The sequence below is a fragment of the Pseudobutyrivibrio sp. AR14 genome (assembly GCF_900101325.1).
GTDB lineage: Bacteria > Bacillota > Clostridia > Lachnospirales > Lachnospiraceae > Pseudobutyrivibrio.
Window position 1 is genome coordinate 105,163 of the sequence record NZ_FMUY01000009.1, and the last position, 22,350, is coordinate 127,512.

The window sequence follows — 22,350 nt, forward strand, 5'->3', positions numbered from 1 at the left end:
TTTTTTGGCATTTTTCTATTGCTTTTTATATCGTCATGTGATATAATTATACGTGACGATATAAAGGAGGTGATCATATGGCTATCACATATAACAAAGACAAACGTTCCGGTTTAACTTATGCCTACGAAACATCTTATGTCTGGGACAAAGAGAAAAAGCAATCCCGTTCCAAACGCACGCTCATAGGACGTGTCGATGAAGCCACCGGCAAGATCGTCCCGACCGATGGGCGCGGACGAAAACGCAGCCCGAATTACGTTCCTGCAGAGGACGAGTACGAAATGCCTAAAACCATGAAGGAACTCAAATCTGAGATCCGGCGTCTGCTGGAAGAAAACTCAGTTCTCCGAAAAGAGATCCAAACTCTCAAATCCAAAAGGAGCCGCTGATTTCACATGACCCTTAATGAAGCCTACGAAAAACGGCGTCAGGAACTGCTTGTCCTTCAACGTGAAAACGCCCAGCTCAAATCAACTATTGAGCGATTAAGTAAAGGCACCTATGTCGATGCTGAAAAGGCTGAGCATATCCGGACAATCAACCGGCTGACTCAGGAAAACCGACATCTTGCAAATGAGCTTAACCGATACAAAGGTCTGTACCGTCAGCAGGTGATCGTCCGCGAAAACTTCAACGCCAGTGCATCTGACGCTGTTGCCGAACTTGATTCTTTGAAAGACGATCTACAGTATTATAAAAACAGATGCGAAGTTCTCGAAAATCGTCTGGATGCCATATTGAAAAACAGCGCAAGCGAAAACGCCAAACTCCTGGCCCAGGTGGATGCCCTGAAGGAGGCTCTCCTCAAAGAAAAGGCAAAGTCTGATACTGACAGTACAAACAGTTCTCTTCCAACAAGCAAAACCCCAATAGGAAAGAAGAAACACATTCCTAACTCACGGGAAAAATCCGAGAGAAGCCGCGGAGGACAGCCCGGTCACAAAAAACATTCTCTCTCCCCTTTCTCTTCTGATGAGGTGAATGAGATAGAGGAATTTAAGCTCGACAGCTGCCCCGACTGTGGAAGCGGCTCTCTGACCTTTCTGGAAAGGCGAGAAAAAGATGTCCTGGATTACGAAGTCCGTGTAATCAAAAAGAGGAACTTTTTCTACATCTACCAGTGTGATGAATGCGGACACATCGTCCACTCGCCTATACCATTGAACCTGAAGGAAAACATTCAATACGGCAGCAATGTCCAGGCTCTCGCTCTTTCTCTTACCAACACAGGCTTTGTCAGTATCAATCGTACAAGACGTATTATCAACGGACTGACCGGCGGAAATGTACAGTTGTCTGAAGGCTATATCTGCAAACTTCAACAACGCGCATACGATGCTCTTGATCCTTTTGAACGTGAAGCCCGGATGTCCTGCATCACCTCTGATATCCTCTGTTGGGATGATACCGTTATTTTTATCAACACCTCTCGTGCATGTCTTCGCTTCTATGGCAATGAACATGTTGCTCTGTTTTTAGCTCATGAAAAGAAAGATCGTGCCAGTATTGATGATGACGCCATTCTCACTGCTTTGCCGGAAGATACTTTTGTAATGCACGACCACCTTGTCATGAATTATAATGACGACTTCCACTTTAAGAATGTTGAATGCAATCAGCACCTACAGCGTGATCTTCAAAAACTTTTTGATATTTCCCACCTCCAATGGGCCGTAGGCCTCAAAAAACTCATCTCAACTACGATACATGATCGAAACACTCTGATCAAACAAAGTAAAACCGGTTTCGATAGAGAGTATATCTGTGAATTCAATAAAAAGCTCGATCAAATACTATGCAGCGCCGACATCGAACATAAGGAAACCATCGGTCATTATTATGAAGCGGATAGTCGTAAACTCATAAAAAGAATCAAAAAATTTCGAGACAACTACTTTCTATGGATAACAGATTTCTCGATTCCGGTAACAAATAATATCAGCGAGAGAAATCTTCGACCTGCAAAAATAAAACAAAAAGTCTCCGGCCAATACATTGGTATCACCAGTGCACGATACTTTGCCAGAATCCGAACATATCTTCAAACCTGTCGTATTTATAACATTTCGGAAGTTGATGCCATGTCGCGTCTTACAAAAGGATTTCCTTATACTCTATCGGAATTGGTGACTACCCATTAGTCCCGTTTATTTACTGACCCCAAAAATCATTCATTCTCTACGGCTGTGAATAGTAACCCGAAAAACTCAATTCAACTGCATAAATCCTAATAATTATATATCGACATTATTTCTACCCTTTATTATAACAAACGTTACCCTATTTAACATTAAAAGAGCCCCGTTTCCGGAGCCCTTTCGCATAGGTTATTTCTGATAAATGTGAATCTCGCCATAGTTGATCGCACGGTTCATGTTCTCAATCTCCGCTGCCTTTACATAGACGGTAAAGCTCTGGGCTACCCCTTCCTCCGTAGTAAGCTCATTGCCGGAGGAATCAAATGCTCCTGCAACGTATACATCTTCCACGTATAGGGTGAGTTCATCTGTTGCGGGATCTACTGCATAGACATCAATGATTGCTCCCTCCCTTAGCTTTCCGTTTACGCCCTTATCGAAGTTTGAAACTGCGATACTTGTGATCTCATACCCTGACTTATATTTATCAAGCCTTGCATCTGTGGGCTTGATATTACCGGAGTAAAGGATCTGACCGCTTCCAATGGGGATATTAGTATAAAATCCTTTTTCTTTTAAATCCTTAAGGGATGTATAGGCGCTTTCTGCTACTGCATTCCCGTCAACCTGGATCACCGTGAAATACTCATCCACTTCATCAGGGGTGATATAGGCATTTACCCTCACATCCTGACTTGCTACAACCACATTCTTAAGAAGGGTCTCACGCTCTGTCATCTTATCCATCACAAGATAGATAGCTGCGACTAAGACTGCCGTGATAAGAAGCGGTACAAGTACAATCTTTACTATGCCGGTCTTACTTACCGCTTTTTTCTCCTTCTTTTCTTTCCTTACTGCTTCCTTGACCTCTTTGGTATTTACCTTTTTCTCAAACATTATTTTGCCTCCTCGTAACTTTCTTCACTATTGATTTCCAAAGTACAATACAAATCTCTGCTCTTTCCTATGGGCTCGCCTCCGATAAGGCTTTGAAGATCAAATGTGACCTTCCCATAGGCGCTTGTTTCTTTTACTGTTTCGCCTGTCGGGGTTTTTACATCTCCAAGTGCCCCATGACTCTCACTCCTTCCGCCTGACTCATTAAAGGTTGTGATGGTAACTTCCCCGTCTTCCACCTCATAACAGATAAATGTGGGATAGCGGATATTTCCGTAAAAGTCATTCTTACTTTCTATGGCATCCTTCATGCAGTCCCTATAGAGCTTATAGCTTTCATCAAGATCCCTGAATCTTACTACCGCCGTACCTGTTCCTTCCCAGGTCTCAAAGTAGTAGATATCATCTGCAACAAGAGCTGCAAGAACACTATCTGCCAAGGCATCATCCACATCGTGCTGGATAGTCTGCAACTTGCTGCTTGCAAGCATAAAGAGCGTAATGATGACCATAATGATAGCCATAGTAAAGAGCATCACATATCCGATTGCACCGGTCGCTTTCTTCTTTTTCATACGCCCTCCTTACTGCTTTGCCGTAGTCTGCCTATGGATCGTTATTGTTGTCGGATGGTGGGCTACCTTTGAGATACCTCCAGCAAAAGCGAGAATATTGTCATCATAGGTTCCCGTGATCTTAAGATATATCCTCTCTCCATAGTCCACTTCACTTGTTGTGGTGCCGGAAAGACTGATGTTATAAAGTCCGTACCCTTCAAGCTCATGGATGAGTGCCTGTTGATCTTCCGGCTTTAGATACCCTTCCGTCTCCATGATAAGAAGCGTCTCTCTTGCTGCCTGCCTCATAGACCACTTATCATTAATAGAAGAAAAGGCTCCAAAAACGATTACAAGAAAGGCACAGACCATAACGATGCTGATAAGACTTACAAGCACGTTTTCAATAACTGATGCCTTTTTCTTCTTTAATAAAAGATTTCTCATAGGGCCTCCCTTCCTAAAATGCGATCTGCATATCAAGTAGCTTCATGATGATGCAGTATAAAATCATGATCAGAAGATCAAATGCTATAAGTAGCACATACACCATCGTTTTATTTTCAAGGACGATGCACTTACGCTTATTTACGCCTGCCTGACCACGCTCGATGTTATTCTCCAAAGTCTTAAGAGCTTCCTCCACATGCCCTGTTGTCTGCAGGGACTTAATCACTGTACAAAAGCTTGCAATCTCAGGTGTTGTAAAGCTCATCTCAAACTCATTTAAAGATTCCTCCAGGTTACGTCCTGCATCGAGATTACTTCTAAGCTTTATCATCCCCATCTTAAGGCGCTTGTTCTCAACAACTATGCAGGCATCCTTTATGGCATCAATGATGTACTGACCACCACGCTTTCCGTAAAGAACGGATCTACTCATCTCGCAGATATCCGGCATCATGGCTTCATTACTCTGCTTATTTTCCATAGACAGATACAGATCAAGGAAAAACCAGGCAAATGCCGTAACTGCCGCAGTGATAATGTACCCTGCATCCGCATGAAAGACCTTTACAGATAGTACAAAGGTGATCACTCCCGCTACAGATGCAAAAAGCGCTTTATACAGATACCACTGGGAAACTAAGATACCGTCTCTTACAAAAATATCTGCCCCGTACTTTTTAAGCTTTATCTGCTTTCTGAGGACAAATTCCTGAAAATGCCTGCCTTTCTTTAGGTTTTCAAGCTGCTCCTTTGCATAGGTCTTACTATCTGATCCCTCTTTTCTAAGAAGAAGGGTCTGTATCGTAGTAAAGACAAGTGCAAAGATCAAAAATAATAAAAGTCCTACTATCATCTTCTCCTCCTTACTTATCCACTCCGAAGAGCTTTGTGGTTACAAACAGATACAAAAGACCTGTGATAAACAAAATGAACTGACCTGCCATGTTTCCTGTAAGTATCGCCTTTACATCTATTCCGATACCTTTTCCGATAAGAGCTACAATAATGACACTCATGATGGATATAGACACAAGAGTGATCTTCATGGAAAAGAGGATGTTCTTTCTCTCTTCCCTTGCGCTCATGGCTTCCGCCACCTGATTCATCATCTGCTGCAATACCTCTTCATAATTTGCCTGATAATGCATACAGTTCTTAAGATTTACGATGATGGTCTGAAATGTCCTGTTATCTACAGATTCCTTCATTACATCAAAGGCAATGTCGATATCCCCGGTCTTTTCTGCATCAAGTAAAAACTTTTTTATAAGCTCTCTTATGGGACCGTCCATACTTGGCAGGGTTCTTGTCATAATGGTTACGATATCTGAGCTCCCCTTTGCATGGTTGCTTAGGATTGAAATAAAAAGGCTCGTATCCTCTTCGATCTGGTTGTAAGTTCTTCCCGACAAAAAGATCACCACCAGAAACTCTGCCGTTACTACTGCAAGTGCTATGAAAAGTCCAAGGAACACGTTACCTGCAAGGTTAGATACCAATATTGCAGTCGCAATAAGGCTTATAAACAATATCCCTATAAAGACTTCACCTGACAGGTGCGGAAATGTCTTTTTTAGTCCGCTCATGGTGATCAGCCTGTCGATTTTATAAAGAAAGCTCCTGTTTTCGATCACTCCATACTTTGATACAAACCAGTTCTCTTCCTTTACCTTCTTTTCAAGGTTTCCTTTATACTTTCCGTAGATTTCCTGAAAGATGCTGCGCTTTAAAAACTCCTTATGGATAATGAGGCTTACGATAAATATGCTAATTACTATCACTATCCAAAGTGCTACCCTCACTGGATTCATCTATCTCACTCCCTTCTGTTTCTTCCTCTTCTTCAGGACTTGCCCCTATCACAATCTCTGACTCATCAAGCCCTGGATCGGAATTTTCTTCTATATCTTCATAATTAATGTCAAGGCTTGGATCAAAGATACAGACTCCGTACTCGTCATACTGCTTTATAGGATCATTCCAGTTAATGCCCGGGTCATACGCCTGCCCATTGTAGACTAAAAGGTCTTCATCCGTTACATATCGAAAGAGTCCTACGCCCTGCACGAAGTAGTACCCTGACTTAAACCACTCCGGAATCTCAATCTTTATACAGTTGGCATGTAAGAACTCATAATCATGACAAACAAACCGCTCAAGCTTTCCAAAGCTATGGATGTTGGCTTTTAACTTAAAGTCCTGATAAAAGGTGCCTGTGTAAAACTCGCAGATATAAGATTTATCTTTTTCAAGATTCATTACGGTTCCGCCATCTGATACGGTTTCCTCATTTACTTCCATGCCGCCCACCTTATCAAGGTAAAGTCTTGCTATAGTATCAAACTCTGTTACCTGAGCTGCTTCTGATTTCATATCCACGTAGTATTTGTAATCATCCTCATCGGTCTCTGCGTAAGTTATGAAATAGTGTCCGCCTCCATCAGCTTCCATGTTTGATACTCCGATGGAATACCCGTAATCAGCAAACCTTTCAAAGATGATCTCCTCCGGAACTGTGGTATCTGAGATATAGATAAGAGCATTCTTACTGGTTACAGTCGGGATCTGATCATCTATATCTGACGGGATCCAGATACTTCTTGGATACTGGTCGATATCTGACAGTTCATCTCCCTTAAAGTTGATATCCCCTAAAGGACAGGCAAAGAATACCGGATCTCCTACCCTGTCCTGAGATAAATCATTTCTGATATCTGTTTCTCCCTCATGCTCCCAGACATAGGCTTTGCCGCTTGAAAGCTCATAGACATTTGAGTACTCATTTGGCTTATCCTCCGTCTGTCCCTCTAAGGTCTGAAACACACTACAGCCCGTCAAGGAAAAAGAGAGCACGCCTGCAAGTACTGCCGCTACTATGTTTTTCATACTGCCTCCTTCTCCTTCGTGAAGGGATAAACCTTTTCAAGTACGAGCTTTCCTTTTTCATGGTCAAAGTCCATGATCCTTACGATCTCATCCACACGGAAATTCCTAAGATGCACCACATACTCAAATCCAAGGAGCTGCTTTAATGCTTCCCTGTTTCCATAGCCTGTTGCCTGAGAGATATAGTCTGCCATCTTCTCTACTGCCATCTCACAGCTTTCACCGTGTACCGATGTCCAGCACTTATGCCCTGTCATAGAAGCCTTTGAAAGTCCGGCAGCTTCTGATCCTTCCTTAACCTCTCCAACGATTACCCTGTCAAGGTCTACAAGAAGTGCTACTCTTGTAAGGTCTCCAAGGTTATAGCTGACTTTACTATCTCCGCCATTTACCATGACATGAGCGGCAATTAAATCCGGATGATGCAGGTCAAAAAGCTCTGCATTCTCCTGACAGATCATGACAGAATCTGTTTCAGGGATTTTTTCAAGGCATGCATTCATAAGTGTTGTTTTCCCGGATGCTCCTTTTCCTGTAAAAAGAATGCCTCTGCCCCTGATCATGCGGTGTAAAAGGATATCAAACTCTGACTTATCTTCTGAGATATAAAAGTCTGTGATTTCTTCCTCCGACATGCTCTTTGCCACCTGGTCTGAAAACATTCCCATCTCATCAAGTTCCTTAAGAGAATACTTATCCTTTGGAATCTTTCTGATGACTACGCAGGGGCTTCCGCCAACAATCAAAAGCCCGCTTATGACTGCAAGACGCAGGATAAAGTCATCCTGATCTGCATCGGTAAAGGTCTGGATAGCATTTGCCGTACCAAGATTTACCTTGTTTCGCTCTAAAAGCCTTGTCACGAACCTCTCATAGCTTTCCTCTGACGGAAAAGTTATGGTGCTGCTCTCCCTTTTTCCTTCACGCTTAATTCTGATATGGTTCGCATCATGGATCTTGATATCAGATATGGTCTTATCGTGGATAAGCTCATCAATAAGCCCGTATCCCCAGATTTCCTTATTTACAAAGGAAAGCACCATATCTTTATCTTCCTCTGTCATCTCATTTCCGTTTTCATCCTGAAAATCAGAAAGGCTCTCCCTGATGCTTTGTAAAACCTTATCCTTATCGGACGAAAGGTTTCCATATGTTCTTTTGTTTAAGTTATTTAAGACTCCCTGCCCCTGATTCTCGTAAAAATCTTCTACAAGGGTTAGGGCAAGGGTTCTAAGTTCAGTTTCCCTGTTCACTGTTTACCTCCGTTTCCTCTATTACTTCATGGTGGTAACTTACAGGACGCACAGCCTTTACATAGATAAGCGCTGATACGACTGCTATTACCAAGACAAGAACAAATGCAAGGAGCTTAATAAGGAGTTTTCTTTGTGCTTTCGGATCTGCCTCCCTTTCCTTCCTAAGAAGCAGCTCCTCTTCCTTTTTAAGCTCTTCTGCCTTTTTCTTGATGCGCCCGATATCTTCTGTGGATTCATACCGCAGGGTCTTTACCGGTTTAAAAAAGTAGCAGTACATGTACTTTCCGTATGTCATGTCCTGAGTGTAATTACATCCAAAAGCAATGCCGATAAGGATAAGTCCAAGAAATATGAAGATACACACCGCTCTTGGCGTTCCAAGAAACATCGGCATGCATACATTTGCTACAATCCCTGCTCCAAGGCAGGTAAAGAAGATGATCTTCTGCAAGATGCTCTGACCTTTTAATGCATCAATCCCAAAGAGCGCATCTGAGTCTATTTCCTCTAAATTTACGTTTCTTTCCATCTGTGCCATAACTAAACCTCCTACAGCATCCTTGCTATGATTGAATCTGTTCCTCTTACAAGGCCTGCAATCACAATCGGTGTGATAGATGCCTGAACCGTCATCATGATGCAGTTTTCAATATCACTTCCACCGGAAAGCCCTGCACTTACAAGGTCCGTACATAAGGTGCAGCCTGTCTTTATGATGACCACCATCATTGCTCCAGAGATGCAAAAGCCAAAGAATGTCTTTAAAAACTGAAGCATTGATCTTCCAATCTCATGACCTCCTGCACCCATCGCTACCGCTATTCCTGCAAATGGCATGATGATAAGCGGCTTTAAGATTCTCTGAAATGCAGAACTGATAATGGAAAGGCAACTGGCAACCATCACAAGTACAAGGACTACTCCGCCGATTAAAAGAAGAGCTGCGCAGCCAAGCGCTTCAAAGAGTTTTCCTATCCACTCTCCCGAAAGTTCAAACTCCGGAAGCTCTAATGAGTCATGGATTATCCTCTCCAAATCTCCTCCCATCGAAAGGGTATAGCCGCTTGCCGTTCCAAGGCTTGATGTAATACCATCTGAAAACTCTATGATGTAGCCAAGGATTTCCCACAGATGCGCTGCAACAAATAAGATGATGCAGTATCTGACCGCATCCATTAAAAACCGCTGCGCCTGCTGTTCCGGCGGAGAAGTTACCACCGATTTATAGATCGCTATAACGAAAAAGCAGGTGGCTATGGGAATGGTAGCCGCTGAGATGCTGTTATAAAGCGAATGCACCGTTCCGTAAGGTGAGCCACCTGCCGCACTCGTCGGACTTGTGGAAAATAGCGTCATGGCAAGACCCATCAGGGTGTTCCAGATAGTGAAGGAAGCGTTATAGAGTGCTTTTACAACTGTTTCCATCACAAACCTCCCTTTTTAAGTTAAAACTGCCACGAGTGCTCCAAGCCCAAGAAGCACGCCGCCTGCTACCACCGAGTAAACCGCCTGGTGCTCGCCCTGCTGATCCATCTGACGAAAAGCCATTGCAAACTTGATTCCGCCGTAAACCAGCATGACTGCGCCGATTGAGGTACCCAGTGTGATGAGGACTCCTTTAAGTGAGTCGATTGCATGTGTATAGCCCATATCCGTTTTCTCCTTTCGTTTTGGTAGGACATCCTTCGCCCTTCGTAAGTTATGTGGGACATGAGCCTTGCTAATCCGAAACAGGATTTTAAAAATTTACAAAAAAATACCCCGAACCGTGATTTTCACGATTCGAGGTTTATAAGTCTTTGTATGAAGCCTTTTGATAGCGGCTTTTTTAAGATTTTTATTATGGTACCATTCCGACCCCAACCCCTGCCCGACTCCCGGGGATGGATAGATTTATACTGGAATCTTTGAACTTAAGCCTACGCGAATGGTCTTATCCTACTGTTTTTCTTCATCAGGATATTTGTACGGGTACGTAAATCTTCCTGCATTTCATTCTCCATATACAGCCTGCATTTCCATATCTGATATCTTTTTACGGAGCTCATGCTTCTTTTCTTTTTATCAAGCAGCCTTCAAAAGGCAGGGGGAATAAAAAACCTTTGACTATATAAAATAAGGTGCGTAAGTTAGTGGTTAACTTACACACTTTATTTTACAATGCCGCATATTATAGTGACGCAATCAGTTTTTGTGGATTTATTATTGTACCAAGTCTGTATACCTTACCTTCATGCTCGATTTCTTTAATAGTTCCTGTTTCAAACGCTTTATGTATAAATTCATCAGGAGTTATTGAAGGCTTTTTCTCCACACAAAGTGCATATAGCCCTGCAAGCCATGGAACAGACCAGCTATATCCTCCCTGCGCACAAAATTCATATTCGTCAGTAGTTTGAAAACTTGCATAAGTCCTTGAATCCATTGGAATTGCTAGTGTAGTTTCAGGCGAAAGCCAAAAGTTATCACTATAAAATGAGTCCTCAAGCCATGAACCTGGAATATATGAATCGATGTCGTCAGGATTTGCTTCAAATTCTCTTCCCAATCCCATTATACTAAAGCCATAATTAAATTGAGGAGTTGTCGTAAGAACAAATATCCCCTTTTTATTTGCTCGTTCTATCGCATCTATAACCATTCTGCCTTCATCATCATTATCAAATCCTTGAGAGATGGAGATAACTCTGATTTTGTTTTCTTCAGGAAGATGCTCATTGATTGCAATCACCCTGTCGATACTGTCTGCCATGTATTTTAGTTTGTATTTATAGCCAAATGGAGTATACTTGCCAAATGTTGATGCAATATAATAAACATTAGCTGATGGCGCAACTCCACAGCTGTTTCCGACCGCTATACTTGTTACGGCGGATCCATGAAGGGCAGCATCTCCTGAATAATGAAGCAATTCATATCCTAAAATGTTAGCGCTATACTCTTCATGATCAAGATTTAAGCCCTGATCAATAATAGCTATACTTACGTTTTTTCCCGTAAGTCCTTCTTCATGTATTTTACGTATTCCTAATCCGGGATTCTTCCCAAGCTCCATAACATTATTAGGATTCAGTACATCTTCTATATCAGCAGACCATATCGTGGAGGTATTAAAACAAACACATCCGAGGTAGTCTTTATAATCATTGGCTGAATATGCGGAAACGTCCTTACTCCTTAAATCAAATCCCATATCATTTGATAAAGAATCAATTTTATCCGGAGCAGTTACTTTCCAGTCATAGTACTTTTCTCTACGATAATATGCAGGATTCCCCTCTGAATAATCCGCATCCGAAACTCGTCCCGTGACAGCATGTGTAAACAATTCCCATCCAACTATCAGACCAACAATAGGTATAAAAATACAAATCAATAAAACTATTTTCTTTTTTGACATACGTCCCCCTTGATACTTTCAGCCTCATAGATTCTATTTACTTAGACTGTGTAAGAAGATTTTCAAGCATCTCAACATACTCCTTAAATTGTTTTTTACCATATTCTGAAATTGCACATGTCGTCTGTGGCTTATTTTTTATAAAAGCCTTTTCTATTTCAACATAACCAAGTTCATTTAATTTTTTTATCTGTGCACCAAGATTACCATCTGTAGAAGATGTTATCTCTTTCAGTTCGCTAAAGCTTTTTTGACCGGTCAATAACGAAGATAAGATAGCCAATCTAAGCTTTGTCTGAAAAGCTTCAGGTATTGAGTTTATCTCCATGACTTCTTGCTCCTATCTTCAAATAAATTCCCAAAACAATCATTCCAAGTATCATTAGACACTTAACGCTTATGCTACTAAGGGGCATTAGTGTTCCTGTTCCACCAAATGTTCCATAAGGTATTTCTTTCATACCAACGAATAATACAAAGTACATTATGCTATATATTGCTGTACACACTGTTATGGTCAACTTTTTTGTAAGAATTCCGGTCATAAACAAAGCAAAAATAACTGGAAGAACCTCTATTAACTCTTTACATCGCCATAATGTAATCAGTTTGTCATCATTGCCATTTGGCAATAATCTCATATATAAAAAAGAAAGAACATAGGAGCCAATCAAGACTATTCCCCATATTTCTATCATTCCCTCACTGATTTCATTGTTTGTTGCTTTTATTTTTTTGAAGAAACAAACAAATAACACAATATATCCGGCAAACCGCAACAAATGTGTTCCTTGTCCTAATGCCTGTACAAGCCAGTTACCATAACCTGCAGTGTTCCTGATGTAATATGCCAGTTGTTCCATAATCCACGCAATTCCATTGACTAATCCTATCCCAATAAAGAACATAGCCACTTTTGCAAAATCCTTCTGTGTCTTTTCTATCACAGCCTTTATTAAGGATATATCATCTAATGCATTTTCAATTGTTTTCTCCATAATCCGCTCCTTTTTGCAAATTTACAGCATTTTTATGTAGTCCGATGATATTCAGCAACAAATATCATACTCTATATTATAGAGTACTCTATGAAATGTCAAGCTGATCTTTTCAAGGAATACAAAGTTACTATTCACAGTCATTCTGCTCTCATTAGCAATCATTAATCTTCACATGACGATTTATTTCAGCCATCACAAGTGCAGAAAGCCCTTGACTTTCTTGGATTTTTCGCGCTTTTTTCTTTACTTTGAAATCGTCATGTGTTGTAATAAATGTGTGCGCCCAGGAAAGCATAGGAAAGTGTGAATGGTAACAAATAAGGGACTGCCTTAAGCAATCCCCATCTGTTTGATAAAATCTCTTATTTCCTCAGTATCTGTGTGTTGGTTGAAAAGCTCTTTTATCTCTTCAAAGCTATATCCTGCGATTACCAAAGGCTTTAAGAACCTGACATGGATGTTAGAAAAGCCATCATTGATAAGGCTTCGTACCACCCTGCAGCGGTCACGGTATACCTGTTCCTCACAGTCTGTTCCATCTGGATTTCCCCGAAACTCGTCGAGAATAATCTTTTTCATCATGGCATGTTTTTCATGATACTTTTCTGCATTCTTTTGAAGCATCTTTCTTTCATTAACTGAAAGCACAATATTTTCAGGCTTAACCTGCATCTTAACTGCTTCATGATAGGCAATTGCCTCATCTACCGTGATGTGAATAATCTCTTCTCCCTGGGCTAGTAGCTTTTTAGCCTCTGCCTTTGCTCTTTCTCCTGAAAAGAATACCGGTGATAGATCTGCCCGCTTTTCTTTCCGTATCTCTTGGCGTTTCTTTGGATCATACGGATTATGCTTTCGGCAGAGTAGCTTAACAAAGTCTGTCCTCTCCATACGACACTTAGTCTGATATAAAGGATCTGCACCTTTTACTACAATGGCACACTCCCCGTCCTTCTTCATGGCAAAGATATCTTCTGCTGATAAAAGACTCTTTTGCATGACATCCTCTGATCTGGAACTTTGCCCCTTATAATCCTTAGCATCAGACTCACTTGCCTTATGAATGGTCTGCGTACCAAAGTGTTTTGATAGATATTCACATGAATCCATATCCGGAGCTCCAAGTATATCTATGATGGAACAGTTACCGATAAGGTCTTTATCCATATCAAACTTTGGGAACTTCCTCTTAAGCTGAATCAGGTTCTGTACAATAATAACTGCACTCATGTTACGGCTACGCATGGTGGAAAGCTTTTCTACAAAGGAATCCGGCAGTGTGACATTTGCAAACTCATCCATAAGAAATGTCAAATGCTGCGGCAACGTTTCATGAAGACTTGGATCAATGGCTGTCAGATGGTAAAGTTCATCAAAGAACAGAGAATACACCATTGACGGAATCCAGTCATAATAGCGCTTATCTTCACTTGTTACGATAAAAAGTATTCTCTTTCCTGTAGAAGCTTCCTTACATGGTTTTGAATACCCAAAACTCTTTGCAATCTGTATTTCATCCTCAGATAACAGGTCAATAACGCATTCAAGCTTCATATATCTGCAATGCGCATCCAATGATGCCACAATGGAGCTAGTGGTTTCTGCTGCTCCGTTATAATACTTTTCGATTGCAACATACCCGGGGAAATCTGACTCCATATGCTTTTCTTCTTTCCAGTTACTCTGTGCTTTCTTTGCGATATCAAGAATGCCGCCTTCTCTGTTATCAATGGAACCATCCTTATTTGTATATACACAGGTAGCATCAAGAAGCTTTACAAAGGTCTTCCAGTTCTGATCTTCCTTCGGATAATAGTAGTGAATCAGATAAATGATACTCGTAAGAAGCACTTCTGCCGATTGCTCAAAAAACTGATCATTTCCGCCGCTTTCTTCTGCCGGAGTTGTTGCTTTCATAAGGATTCCGGCAATGCTCATGATATCAGACTCATTTCTGATATATTCAAATGGGTTAAAATGGATACTCATTGGCATACCATCTTCAGATTCCACATTCATGACCATGACTTCATAGCCGTTATCCTCAAAATATTGTCCTGTCTGCTTAAAAAGTTCTCCTTTGGGATCTGTCACAAGGAAGTTTCCGCATAGCTGGGATAACATCGGACGTGCAAGCCTGAATGATTTACCGGATCCAGGTGGTCCAACTACAAGCATATTTAAGTTTGAAGTCCTCTCATTATGAATCGAAAGATATACCCCCTCTGCAATCCAGTAATTTGCCGTGTTTACACGAAGGGGATGGTCAAGATGAACATCCCCCGTAACAACATCAACAACGTTTTTCTCATCATGGTTTGCAAAGAGCTTTGTAAATTCCTTGGCATCTCCCCATTTGGCTTTACCAAATTCTTCTCCGGCGAAAGGATGCTCTATCTTTGTAAAGATTATGATAAATGCCATAGACCATCCGATCACAAAGGTTAATACAAACTTTGGTGTCGCCGGTGTAACTCCTACTATAAAATGATGCTGCTCTATGATAAAGGACTGGAAGTTGTTCATGAACTCATTCAGATTATTCCCGTCCATCCACACAGCTCCCAAAAGAAAGCCAAGATATACACAGACAAATACACCAATCGCATATATGATAAGCGTCTCTTTAACGCTCCTTGTATGCTTTTTTACCAGTCTTTCTCTTACAAACAAATCGCTCATAGACCTGCCTCCTATTCGTAAGCCTGATTCATGGCACTTGCTATAAGAAAAAATCCTAAGATACTTAGTGTGATCATAGCCCCCTCCTTATCTTGCCGTAGCCTTTGTAATAGACTTTGTGGCACTTTCTGACTTTGCTTTTCCTTCAAGTGCCTTAAGGATTTCATCTCCCGTGAGAGTCTTTTCCTTTCCATCAGAGCCGATAAAGGAATACTTCTCGTCAGAGCGGATTGAAATCTTTGCACTATCAGAATCAATGCCTACAAGAGACACTCCTTCCACAAGACCATCATCCAGCTCTAAAGACAAAATCCTGTTTTCACTTGGCATGATGGATTCCGATGGAACCGTGACAGTAGAATAAAAGCTTCTTGCATATGCTTCTCGCTGCGCCGCATCAGTTCTCGCCTGGTCGATCATAATCTGTGCTTCGCCTGAAATTTCATGCCCACTTTCCTGGGCACTGGTAAAATTTGTATCAAACCCAAGGATATAGTCATGAAGGTTTTCTTCACTTCTCATAACCGTCATAGGCTGATCTTTCATCATTCCTGCATTTTTAAGGATTTCAGGAAGCTTTTCATTCCATGCCTCCATCGTAAGGCCTCTGTCAGATACGGGCTCAAACTTTGCTCCCGTTACAGGATCCGCGACTTCATAGACAGAAAAGACCATGCCCTTATCATCCACTTCAAAGCTTCTCTTTACTGTGATAAGGGTGTCATCTCCGGTCTTTTGGCTGTAATAGAGCTCTTTCGACTCCGGAACAAGCCCTGAATCACGGATAGGATACATGCAATCTTCGGGCATGAACTCTCTTACAACTCCACATGTCTGAGCCTGCAACATTGCAAGTTCGGGATTATCCAAAAATTCTGTACCTTCCGCCTGCTTAAGATATTCCGCAAAATCAAGGACATTGTTTCTATCCATCTTTTCCTTGGACTCTGCCAAAAGCTCACTGTTCTGCGATTTACCCTGTTCAAGTGCTTCAATCTCTTTCTGAATCTCGTCCTTTTCTTCCTGAGTCTCAGCATTTGCAAGTCTATCCTTCGCATCAGCGATTTTCTCATCATATGACTTATCCTGTGCTTCCTCACTTGCAACACGCTTTCTCATGTAGGACTTGATCTGTTCATCATGGATTCCAAAGTCCTGTGCAAGCACGGCAACAGGAACGTAATCATCATTTGGATTAAGATCCGGCATGATACAGTATCTGAGATTATTCTTCTGACAATAATATTCAAACGGGCTGATAAAGCCTTCTCCCTTTACATCAGGATCATTTGTGATATTTATTGTTGGCTCAAACATTTCCTTGGGAAACTCCAAAATAGGAGCCATCCCTTCACTTGCTTCCTGGATCTTCTGCCAGGAGCAGCTTCCGGGCTTATTAAGCCATTTCTGATGATTCCACTCATGCAAGGACTTAACGCCGCTTACCATAGCTGCAATCATCGCCTTTGTTCCTTTCAAAAGGTAATAAATCCCCTTATATTCAAGATCTACAACCTGAGCAATTTCATCTGCCATTTCACATTCCTCCTTATGGTCTTAATACTAAAATCACGTTTTTTGTTCTAAGTGTCTGATATACAACGCCGTGGTCTTCATTTAGGGCTTCCACCACTTCACCGTTTCCCACATAAACTGCCACATGGTATATGCCAAGAAACCTTCCGTTATCATGTCCGCCGTAAAAGATTAAATCTCCCGGCTCCATATCTCTTACATCGAGCCTTGTGGAATTTACGACCTCTCCTTTGCTGTAGAGCTTACTTGCCTCAGCTGCAGCAGTCGGAGGATATCCGCCTCCATAACTTATGTCCACGCCGCCCGCCTGCCAGCTATAGTAAGCAAGTGATGAACAGTCATATGCATAGCCGCTTGCTCTGTTTGCCTGAGAGTATGGATAGCCAACTCTTGAAAGAGCAAACCTGATAACTTCCTCTTGTCTCCCTGTAGCTCCTGAGTCATCCACAATCGCATCTATTTCCTCATCTGTTAGGCTTTCTTCTGAAAGAATCCTTCCTCGCCCTGAAAACCTTGATACAAATCCTGTAACAGTGGTACTTACGCTATTTATGGAAGTAAACATGCCAACCACCAAAGATACAAGGATCATAAATACGATAAGAAACATCAAAACAACCATTACATGCGGTGCAATAAGAGCTGCTATCTTGGCAAAAAAACCCTTTAAGTACGTAGCCGGATTAAGAATCTCTGTCACTACTCTGACTGCCCCGGTATTTCCGTCCTTAAGTGCATCCCCTGTTGATTTATCAGAGCCAAGATCATTTCCTATCATGCCTTTTGCCCTAAGCATCTTGGCTACGGCTGTTTTATTGGCTGCCGCTCTTTTCTCCTTGGATACTGACTTCTTTGAAACATCTTTTGATACAGACTTTCCTGCATCTGATTTTTCTGTGCCCTTCTCTGGCTTCGAAGGAGTCTGTGCTGATGCCTCTGCCCCGATAGTCTTTTGGGACGAGCTCTCAACTTTGGCTTCTTTCCTCTCGCTGTCCGTTCCTTTCGCTTTCTTCTCATCTATAAAAGCCTCCTTCTGCTTTAATTTTAGGAACTTCTTCATTTCCTTCGCTTTTGCTTTATGCTTATTTGCAGAAAGGGAGGCTAATCCGCTCAGTGTAAGATCCACTTTTGCAGATGCATCCTCCCCATCTCCTTTAGAAAACCTGGAGGCTTCACCTGCGGCAAAGTTAAGGGCATAGTCTTTGAATTTCACATCACTTGTAAACCGTGCTCCTTCCTCTTTAAACCCCATAGCCACCTCCGTCTGTGTTTACGATTTCATAAATTTCTGACTCCTTGCTCATCCTCATATCAAAAGGAACTGTTACGCTTCCCATCTTAAGAAGCCCCGTTCCACTCTCTGCATTGTCAACAAAGTTGAACATGGCAGGGGATATACTCGGCAAAAACTCCATCAGCTTTTTCTTATCCACAGATGACTGGGATAAAAGTGCAAAATACTCCGTATTTGAAAGAATCGCTGAAAGCTTTCCGGCATTCTCGTCATTCAAAAGATCAGACATATTCTGAGTTATGCCATTTAAGATACCGCTCATCTTTCGAATCTCTTTCCAGAGCTTCAAAATAAAGTTTGCTACCTGGTCAACTGCCAAAAGCTCATGAAACTCATCAATATAAAGATGTGTCCACCTGCCGACCTTGGCATTTACCTTGATCTTGCCCCTTAATGTTTCCATCATGATGAGCATGCTGGTGATACGAAGATTGTCCTTGAGCCCTGCTATATCAAATGCAATCAGCCTGTTACTAAGGTCTACATTTGTTCTGTGGTTAAACAGATTCAGTGACCCGTTTACAAAAATCTCCATAGCTGCCGCTAAGTGATCTGCAAGGTCTGTTCCTTCATCCAAAAGTCCCTGATATACATCCTGCAGTGTCGGTGAATAGGCTCTTACCTGCTCTTCCTTGGATAAATCCTCTGAAAGACTTACCTGTGTGATCTCTTCCTTCATAAACTCCGGCACTTCATATTCGGATGCTTTTTCTGTCTCCCCGTTAAGGCGTTTTCTCATGCTATAATTTGCCGAGTACACCTTATCAATGACTCTATCAACAACGCCCTGCTCCTCTGCTTCCATATCTCTTTTAAGAAGTGAAGATATCAGCGTTAAGATAAAGTCTGCCTTTTCCGAGATGATCTCCCGAAGACCGGCATAATCCACACCGTCGAAGTCCACATCCATCGGGTTAAGGTAAAACTCCTTCTTGGAGTCAAAGCAGATAACTGTACCATGCATCTTCATCACAACAGGCCCGTATTCCGACTGGGGATCTACAATTAAGATCTGGTCTGTGGGATTGTTAAGATAAACCGATATCATCTCGCTCTTGGAAAATACGCTCTTACCTGAGCCGGACTGTCCAAGAATCATGCCGTTATGGTTTTTCAGCTTCTTCTTATCAGCAAAGATCGCATTCTGTGAAAGCTGGTTGATGCCGTAATATACGCCGTTCTCATCATTAAGCTCCTGAGTCTTAAAAGGCATGAACATCGCAAGGCAGCTTGATGACAGATTCACTACTCTCTTAAACTCCTGTATTCCATATATAAGTGCAGAGTTAAGCGCCTCCTTTTGCATTGCAAAGCAGCTCTTAAGCGTAAGGCTTTTAAGCGACGCAATATTCTTAAGCTTATCCTCTATCTGTACCAGCTCTTCTTTTGAATCAGCTAAAAACAACACAAGAATTGTTGTATTGAAGTAGTGGTCATCTAAGCTATCCAGTTCCTTCATAAACTGATCGAGCTTTTCCTTTTCGTTTAAAAGCTTCTGCGATGCATCCGCAAGATAGTCATTATTATTACGGTTTCTTTGCTTCTCCCCCTCAATCTTCATACCCACTGCCATGTACTTTCTTGAAATCTCCTGCTTAAAGCCTGAAATATCAAGAAGTTCATTATTGACTGTCACATAGCTTGTACAGTTGATCTTGGATAGGGAAGTTATGATGTCAGACTCCAAAGCCTTTGGATAATCCTCGATATACATCACTTTTCCGTAGCTTCCATTTAATACAAAGCTCTCATTATCAAACTCGATTGCGGCCGGAGACAGGATATTGATAAAATCCTGCCCCATAGATACCGCTTTCTGAAAGGAGAACCTATATCCGCTTTCAAGTCCTGTATGCATGAAGTTATAGATAAGCTGCATTCTTTCATCTATGGAAAGGGACTTCATAGATGATCCCTGCATACCGTTAAGCCCAAGTCCTATAAACGCTGACCTTATCGCACCTTCTATAGACATAAAAGTTGCCTTGGCATCCTTCATTCCATCCGCTGATATAGTAAGCGTCAGGTAGATGGTCTGATATAGTCCCTGCTTGGCATCAGATAACTTTTCTCTGATTACCTGATTGTAGGAATCCCTAAGTCTGTCATCCGCATCCCCACGCTTTTTATAAAGAACCTTTTCGTGAAAACTCTTCTCATCCACATGTTCATTTGCGATGCTATATGAAAACCTGCAGGGAATACCCTTTAATACCTTTGAAAAACTGACAATGATGGATTTCTGCTCCTCATCAGTCACACCTGCAAAGTTGATATCACTTAGCATGTATGTCTTTGAATACTTTCCTCCAGGCAGGGTAAATATGCCGCTCTCTTCAATAGCCTCTACAGAGAAGATATCCTGAACGCTATTTACCTCTGCGCAAACAGGAGTGTCATACATCTTCGTCTGCTCGTACTTCGTTTTGATTACCGCCATATTCCCTCCTAAAAATCTCATTCATTGTTTCTACGCCGACATTCCTTAGATTCTTGTAATCTATAAGTCCAAGAGAGATCTGTGATAAGAAGCTATCTTTCTGTCCTCCGAATACCGGAGAAATCAAAAAACCTGCTCTTGCAAAGATGGTATCTACCGTCTTTTTTATGATCTCCATTGCATCCTTTGAATCACAAAGAAACGTAAGCTGTCCTGATACGTTCATAAACTCCTGTACCGAGTCACGGTTTAGAGTCCGTGAGTATCTTTTTTCAAGTGTTCTTGCATAATCTTCCTTGTCGAGGTCACTTATCCCGACAAGATCAAATGACACAAATACCGGGCATCCAAGTTCTTTTAAAAGTGACAGGGTATCTCCGGAAGCCTCATCCGGGTATTCCATGAAAAACATGCTCATCCCGAAAGACCCTTCAATCTGGAAGTGATTTCTTTCTTCCACAATCTCCGGAGATATCTCCTTTAGTAAATCCCGCTTTGCACGGACGAATGATGCATAGGAAAATGACCTCTTTTCTCCACCAAGCTGCATAAGGATTACCTTTATCGCTTCATCTACGGTTAAGGACCGTACCCCTATCATTTCCTGTAATATCACTTCGTCTGCTTCAAACTGTTCCCGTACCGGCTCATAGATATCACCCTCTGCAACAAGTGAGACAAATGCCCTCGCTATGTGTGATTCTCCTTTTGCCGGGGCAATCCTTTCTGTGATACGGATTCTAGATTTTACTTTTAGTGCTGCTTTTACAGCCCCTTTTATACTTCCTGTCACTTCAAAAACTTTGACCCATCTGCCGCCGTCAAAGCAAAAGGCACCGGACGGATCAAAACTAAGGAATCCCATGCTATTTGCAGATTTTGTCGGTGCGGAGATAAGCATCCTGTTTGCTTCTTTGATCAGGCGCTTTCTCTCTTTTTCCGCCTTTCTTTCCTCCCTGCTTCTCTCCACCCGTTCCTTTTTCTTTGTCATAGCTCCTCCTTACTTTCCGTCAAACCACTGATTGATCAGGGTTGTGATCTTGTTCTGGAAATTCGGAAGCAGAGTCTTTGTACCGAAGATGTACAAAAGACCAGCAATTCCGGCTGCTACTGCGATGATGATGAACATAATGATAATCTGGTCTACAGCAGGCTTCTTCTGCGCAAGTCTCACCTTCATACCGATCAACATCTCATCAAGCTTTGAAACTACCTTTCTCATATCCGTTTTCTCCTTTCGTTTGGTAGGACTTCCTTGCCCTTCGTAAGTTATGTGGGACACCGAGAGCCCTAATCCGAAACGGAAAGATAAAAATTTGCAAAAAAATACCCCGAACCATGATTTCTCATGATTCGAGGTTTGTTTCCTCAAATTATATTCAGCTTTATTCTCTTATCAATAGCTCATCAAACTTGAAGTTGTTTAACTCCCCGATTCTATCTTTTTCATAGTGTCTTCTAAAATTACCTCTCTCAATTCTGTAAGCCAAGAGGAAAACGCTACTGTATCGAATGCGTAGGTCTTGTTGAGTTCAAACTCATTTTCAGACCAAGTATCAAGTGGCGATTCATTATGCTGAATCAAGGCTTCTAGTTTATCTAGTGATTTATAAAGCTTAGCTTCCTTAGTTTCTTGTGCATCCATTTCTTTATAAAGTGCCGCTATGTCTTCAGATAATTCTGCAGGAAGCGTTTTTACCCACTGATTTAATAATGAATCTTCAACTTCTCTATCAGAGTCAGTCTTAACAAAAGTTGGAATATCGCCTGTAAAGCACTCGCCAAGATCATGTATAAGGCACATATC

22 protein-coding genes are annotated in these 22,350 nt (G+C 41.7%); 2 read left to right on the forward strand and 20 right to left on the reverse strand.

Going from position 1 to position 22,350, the window contains the following annotated elements; all coding sequences use genetic code 11:
• Nucleotides 1-77 precede the first annotated feature (77 nt).
• Together BLP50_RS14455 and BLP50_RS09740 are read left to right on the forward strand one after the other, a co-directional pair.
• A complete protein-coding gene (locus BLP50_RS14455; RefSeq protein WP_090154157.1) occupies nt 78-392 on the forward strand; it encodes a hypothetical protein in 315 nt (104 codons plus the stop codon).
• A gap of 6 nt (nt 393-398) precedes the next feature.
• Nucleotides 399-2,144: an IS66 family transposase gene (locus BLP50_RS09740; protein WP_090154159.1), complete on the forward strand. Its 1,746-nt coding sequence runs from the start codon at nt 399-401 to the stop codon at nt 2,142-2,144.
• 186 nt (nt 2,145-2,330) lie between these two features.
• Here the strand turns inward: BLP50_RS09740 and BLP50_RS09745 are convergent, their stop codons facing one another.
• The 20 genes from BLP50_RS09745 to BLP50_RS09840 form a co-directional block, all read right to left on the reverse strand.
• On the reverse strand, nt 2,331-3,041 hold the full coding sequence (locus BLP50_RS09745) for a CpaB family protein (RefSeq protein ID WP_090154161.1): 711 nt from the start codon (nt 3,039-3,041) through the stop codon (nt 2,331-2,333).
• A complete protein-coding gene (locus BLP50_RS09750; RefSeq protein ID WP_090154163.1) occupies nt 3,041-3,616 on the reverse strand; it encodes a hypothetical protein in 576 nt (191 codons plus the stop codon). The genes BLP50_RS09745 and BLP50_RS09750 overlap by 1 nt, the downstream gene beginning before the upstream one ends.
• Nucleotides 3,617-3,625: 9 nt before the next feature.
• Nucleotides 3,626-4,045, reverse strand: a complete 420-nt coding sequence (locus tag BLP50_RS09755; protein ID WP_090154165.1) for a DUF4320 family protein — start codon at nt 4,043-4,045, stop codon at nt 3,626-3,628.
• Between the two features lie 13 nt (nt 4,046-4,058).
• Nucleotides 4,059-4,901, reverse strand: coding sequence for a type II secretion system F family protein (locus BLP50_RS09760; protein WP_090154167.1), 843 nt, complete (start codon nt 4,899-4,901; stop codon nt 4,059-4,061).
• 10 nt (nt 4,902-4,911) lie between these two features.
• Entirely contained in the window at nt 4,912-5,859 is a 948-nt protein-coding gene (locus tag BLP50_RS09765) for a hypothetical protein (protein WP_090154169.1), read from the reverse strand.
• Complete coding sequence (locus BLP50_RS09770; RefSeq protein ID WP_143001141.1) at nt 5,816-6,871, reverse strand: hypothetical protein; 1,056 nt, start codon at nt 6,869-6,871, stop codon at nt 5,816-5,818. The genes BLP50_RS09765 and BLP50_RS09770 overlap by 44 nt, the downstream gene beginning before the upstream one ends.
• Nucleotides 6,872-6,930: 59 nt before the next feature.
• Nucleotides 6,931-8,187 (reverse strand): ATPase, T2SS/T4P/T4SS family, encoded by a 1,257-nt coding sequence (locus BLP50_RS09775; RefSeq protein ID WP_090154173.1) that lies wholly within the window; start codon nt 8,185-8,187, stop codon nt 6,931-6,933.
• The gene (locus BLP50_RS09780; RefSeq protein WP_090154175.1) at nt 8,171-8,728 is read right to left on the reverse strand and encodes a hypothetical protein; all 558 of its coding nucleotides are present in this window, start codon (nt 8,726-8,728) and stop codon (nt 8,171-8,173) included. The genes BLP50_RS09775 and BLP50_RS09780 overlap by 17 nt, the downstream gene beginning before the upstream one ends.
• 11 nt (nt 8,729-8,739) lie before the next feature.
• A complete protein-coding gene (locus BLP50_RS09785) occupies nt 8,740-9,366 on the reverse strand; it encodes a hypothetical protein (RefSeq protein WP_028247325.1) in 627 nt (208 codons plus the stop codon).
• 264 nt (nt 9,367-9,630) lie between these two features.
• On the reverse strand, nt 9,631-9,768 hold the full coding sequence (locus BLP50_RS09790; RefSeq protein WP_176753748.1) for a hypothetical protein: 138 nt from the start codon (nt 9,766-9,768) through the stop codon (nt 9,631-9,633).
• Nucleotides 9,769-10,360: 592 nt separating this feature from the next.
• Nucleotides 10,361-11,590 (reverse strand): S8 family serine peptidase, encoded by a 1,230-nt coding sequence (locus BLP50_RS09795; protein ID WP_090154177.1) that lies wholly within the window; start codon nt 11,588-11,590, stop codon nt 10,361-10,363.
• Between the two features lie 37 nt (nt 11,591-11,627).
• Complete coding sequence (locus BLP50_RS09800; protein ID WP_013282262.1) at nt 11,628-11,918, reverse strand: transcriptional regulator; 291 nt, start codon at nt 11,916-11,918, stop codon at nt 11,628-11,630.
• Nucleotides 11,896-12,588, reverse strand: coding sequence for a hypothetical protein (locus BLP50_RS09805; RefSeq protein ID WP_090154179.1), 693 nt, complete (start codon nt 12,586-12,588; stop codon nt 11,896-11,898). Before BLP50_RS09805 ends, BLP50_RS09800 begins: the two co-directional genes overlap by 23 nt.
• Before the next feature lie 333 nt (nt 12,589-12,921).
• Nucleotides 12,922-15,273 (reverse strand): VirD4-like conjugal transfer protein, CD1115 family, encoded by a 2,352-nt coding sequence (locus tag BLP50_RS09810; protein WP_090154181.1) that lies wholly within the window; start codon nt 15,271-15,273, stop codon nt 12,922-12,924.
• Nucleotides 15,274-15,360: 87 nt separating this feature from the next.
• The gene (locus BLP50_RS09815; protein ID WP_090154183.1) at nt 15,361-16,809 is read right to left on the reverse strand and encodes a hypothetical protein; all 1,449 of its coding nucleotides are present in this window, start codon (nt 16,807-16,809) and stop codon (nt 15,361-15,363) included.
• Between the two features lie 13 nt (nt 16,810-16,822).
• The gene (locus BLP50_RS09820; protein ID WP_090154185.1) at nt 16,823-18,061 is read right to left on the reverse strand and encodes a C40 family peptidase; all 1,239 of its coding nucleotides are present in this window, start codon (nt 18,059-18,061) and stop codon (nt 16,823-16,825) included.
• Nucleotides 18,051-20,543 (reverse strand): VirB4-like conjugal transfer ATPase, CD1110 family, encoded by a 2,493-nt coding sequence (locus BLP50_RS09825; RefSeq protein WP_176753749.1) that lies wholly within the window; start codon nt 20,541-20,543, stop codon nt 18,051-18,053. The genes BLP50_RS09820 and BLP50_RS09825 overlap by 11 nt, the downstream gene beginning before the upstream one ends.
• On the reverse strand, nt 20,500-21,534 hold the full coding sequence (locus BLP50_RS09830; protein WP_090154188.1) for a hypothetical protein: 1,035 nt from the start codon (nt 21,532-21,534) through the stop codon (nt 20,500-20,502). The genes BLP50_RS09825 and BLP50_RS09830 overlap by 44 nt, the downstream gene beginning before the upstream one ends.
• Nucleotides 21,535-21,543: 9 nt before the next feature.
• Entirely contained in the window at nt 21,544-21,765 is a 222-nt protein-coding gene (locus BLP50_RS09835) for a hypothetical protein (RefSeq protein ID WP_028247316.1), read from the reverse strand.
• 201 nt (nt 21,766-21,966) lie between these two features.
• The coding region (locus BLP50_RS09840; protein ID WP_090154206.1) for an HD domain-containing protein at nt 21,967-22,350 on the reverse strand (384 nt) is incomplete at its 5' end.

What these genes read in the sequence shown, in the direction of transcription:
- BLP50_RS14455 (WP_090154157.1), top strand. Translation starts at nt 78, where the DNA reads ATGGCTATCACATATAACAAAGACAAACGTTCCGGTTTAACTTATGCC.
- BLP50_RS09740 (WP_090154159.1), top strand. Translation starts at nt 399, where the DNA reads ATGACCCTTAATGAAGCCTACGAAAAACGGCGTCAGGAACTGCTTGTC.
- BLP50_RS09745 (WP_090154161.1), bottom strand. Translation starts at nt 3,041, where the DNA reads ATGTTTGAGAAAAAGGTAAATACCAAAGAGGTCAAGGAAGCAGTAAGG.
- BLP50_RS09750 (WP_090154163.1), bottom strand. Translation starts at nt 3,616, where the DNA reads ATGAAAAAGAAGAAAGCGACCGGTGCAATCGGATATGTGATGCTCTTT.
- BLP50_RS09755 (WP_090154165.1), bottom strand. Translation starts at nt 4,045, where the DNA reads ATGAGAAATCTTTTATTAAAGAAGAAAAAGGCATCAGTTATTGAAAAC.
- BLP50_RS09760 (WP_090154167.1), bottom strand. Translation starts at nt 4,901, where the DNA reads ATGATAGTAGGACTTTTATTATTTTTGATCTTTGCACTTGTCTTTACT.
- BLP50_RS09765 (WP_090154169.1), bottom strand. Translation starts at nt 5,859, where the DNA reads ATGAATCCAGTGAGGGTAGCACTTTGGATAGTGATAGTAATTAGCATA.
- BLP50_RS09780 (WP_090154175.1), bottom strand. Translation starts at nt 8,728, where the DNA reads ATGGCACAGATGGAAAGAAACGTAAATTTAGAGGAAATAGACTCAGAT.
- BLP50_RS09785 (WP_028247325.1), bottom strand. Translation starts at nt 9,366, where the DNA reads ATGGATGCGGTCAGATACTGCATCATCTTATTTGTTGCAGCGCATCTG.
- BLP50_RS09790 (WP_176753748.1), bottom strand. Translation starts at nt 9,768, where the DNA reads ATGCTGGTTTACGGCGGAATCAAGTTTGCAATGGCTTTTCGTCAGATG.
- BLP50_RS09795 (WP_090154177.1), bottom strand. Translation starts at nt 11,590, where the DNA reads ATGTCAAAAAAGAAAATAGTTTTATTGATTTGTATTTTTATACCTATT.
- BLP50_RS09800 (WP_013282262.1), bottom strand. Translation starts at nt 11,918, where the DNA reads ATGGAGATAAACTCAATACCTGAAGCTTTTCAGACAAAGCTTAGATTG.
- BLP50_RS09805 (WP_090154179.1), bottom strand. Translation starts at nt 12,588, where the DNA reads ATGGAGAAAACAATTGAAAATGCATTAGATGATATATCCTTAATAAAG.
- BLP50_RS09810 (WP_090154181.1), bottom strand. Translation starts at nt 15,273, where the DNA reads ATGAGCGATTTGTTTGTAAGAGAAAGACTGGTAAAAAAGCATACAAGG.
- BLP50_RS09815 (WP_090154183.1), bottom strand. Translation starts at nt 16,809, where the DNA reads ATGGCAGATGAAATTGCTCAGGTTGTAGATCTTGAATATAAGGGGATT.
- BLP50_RS09820 (WP_090154185.1), bottom strand. Translation starts at nt 18,061, where the DNA reads ATGGGGTTTAAAGAGGAAGGAGCACGGTTTACAAGTGATGTGAAATTC.
- BLP50_RS09825 (WP_176753749.1), bottom strand. Translation starts at nt 20,543, where the DNA reads ATGGCGGTAATCAAAACGAAGTACGAGCAGACGAAGATGTATGACACT.
- BLP50_RS09830 (WP_090154188.1), bottom strand. Translation starts at nt 21,534, where the DNA reads ATGACAAAGAAAAAGGAACGGGTGGAGAGAAGCAGGGAGGAAAGAAAG.
- BLP50_RS09835 (WP_028247316.1), bottom strand. Translation starts at nt 21,765, where the DNA reads ATGAGAAAGGTAGTTTCAAAGCTTGATGAGATGTTGATCGGTATGAAG.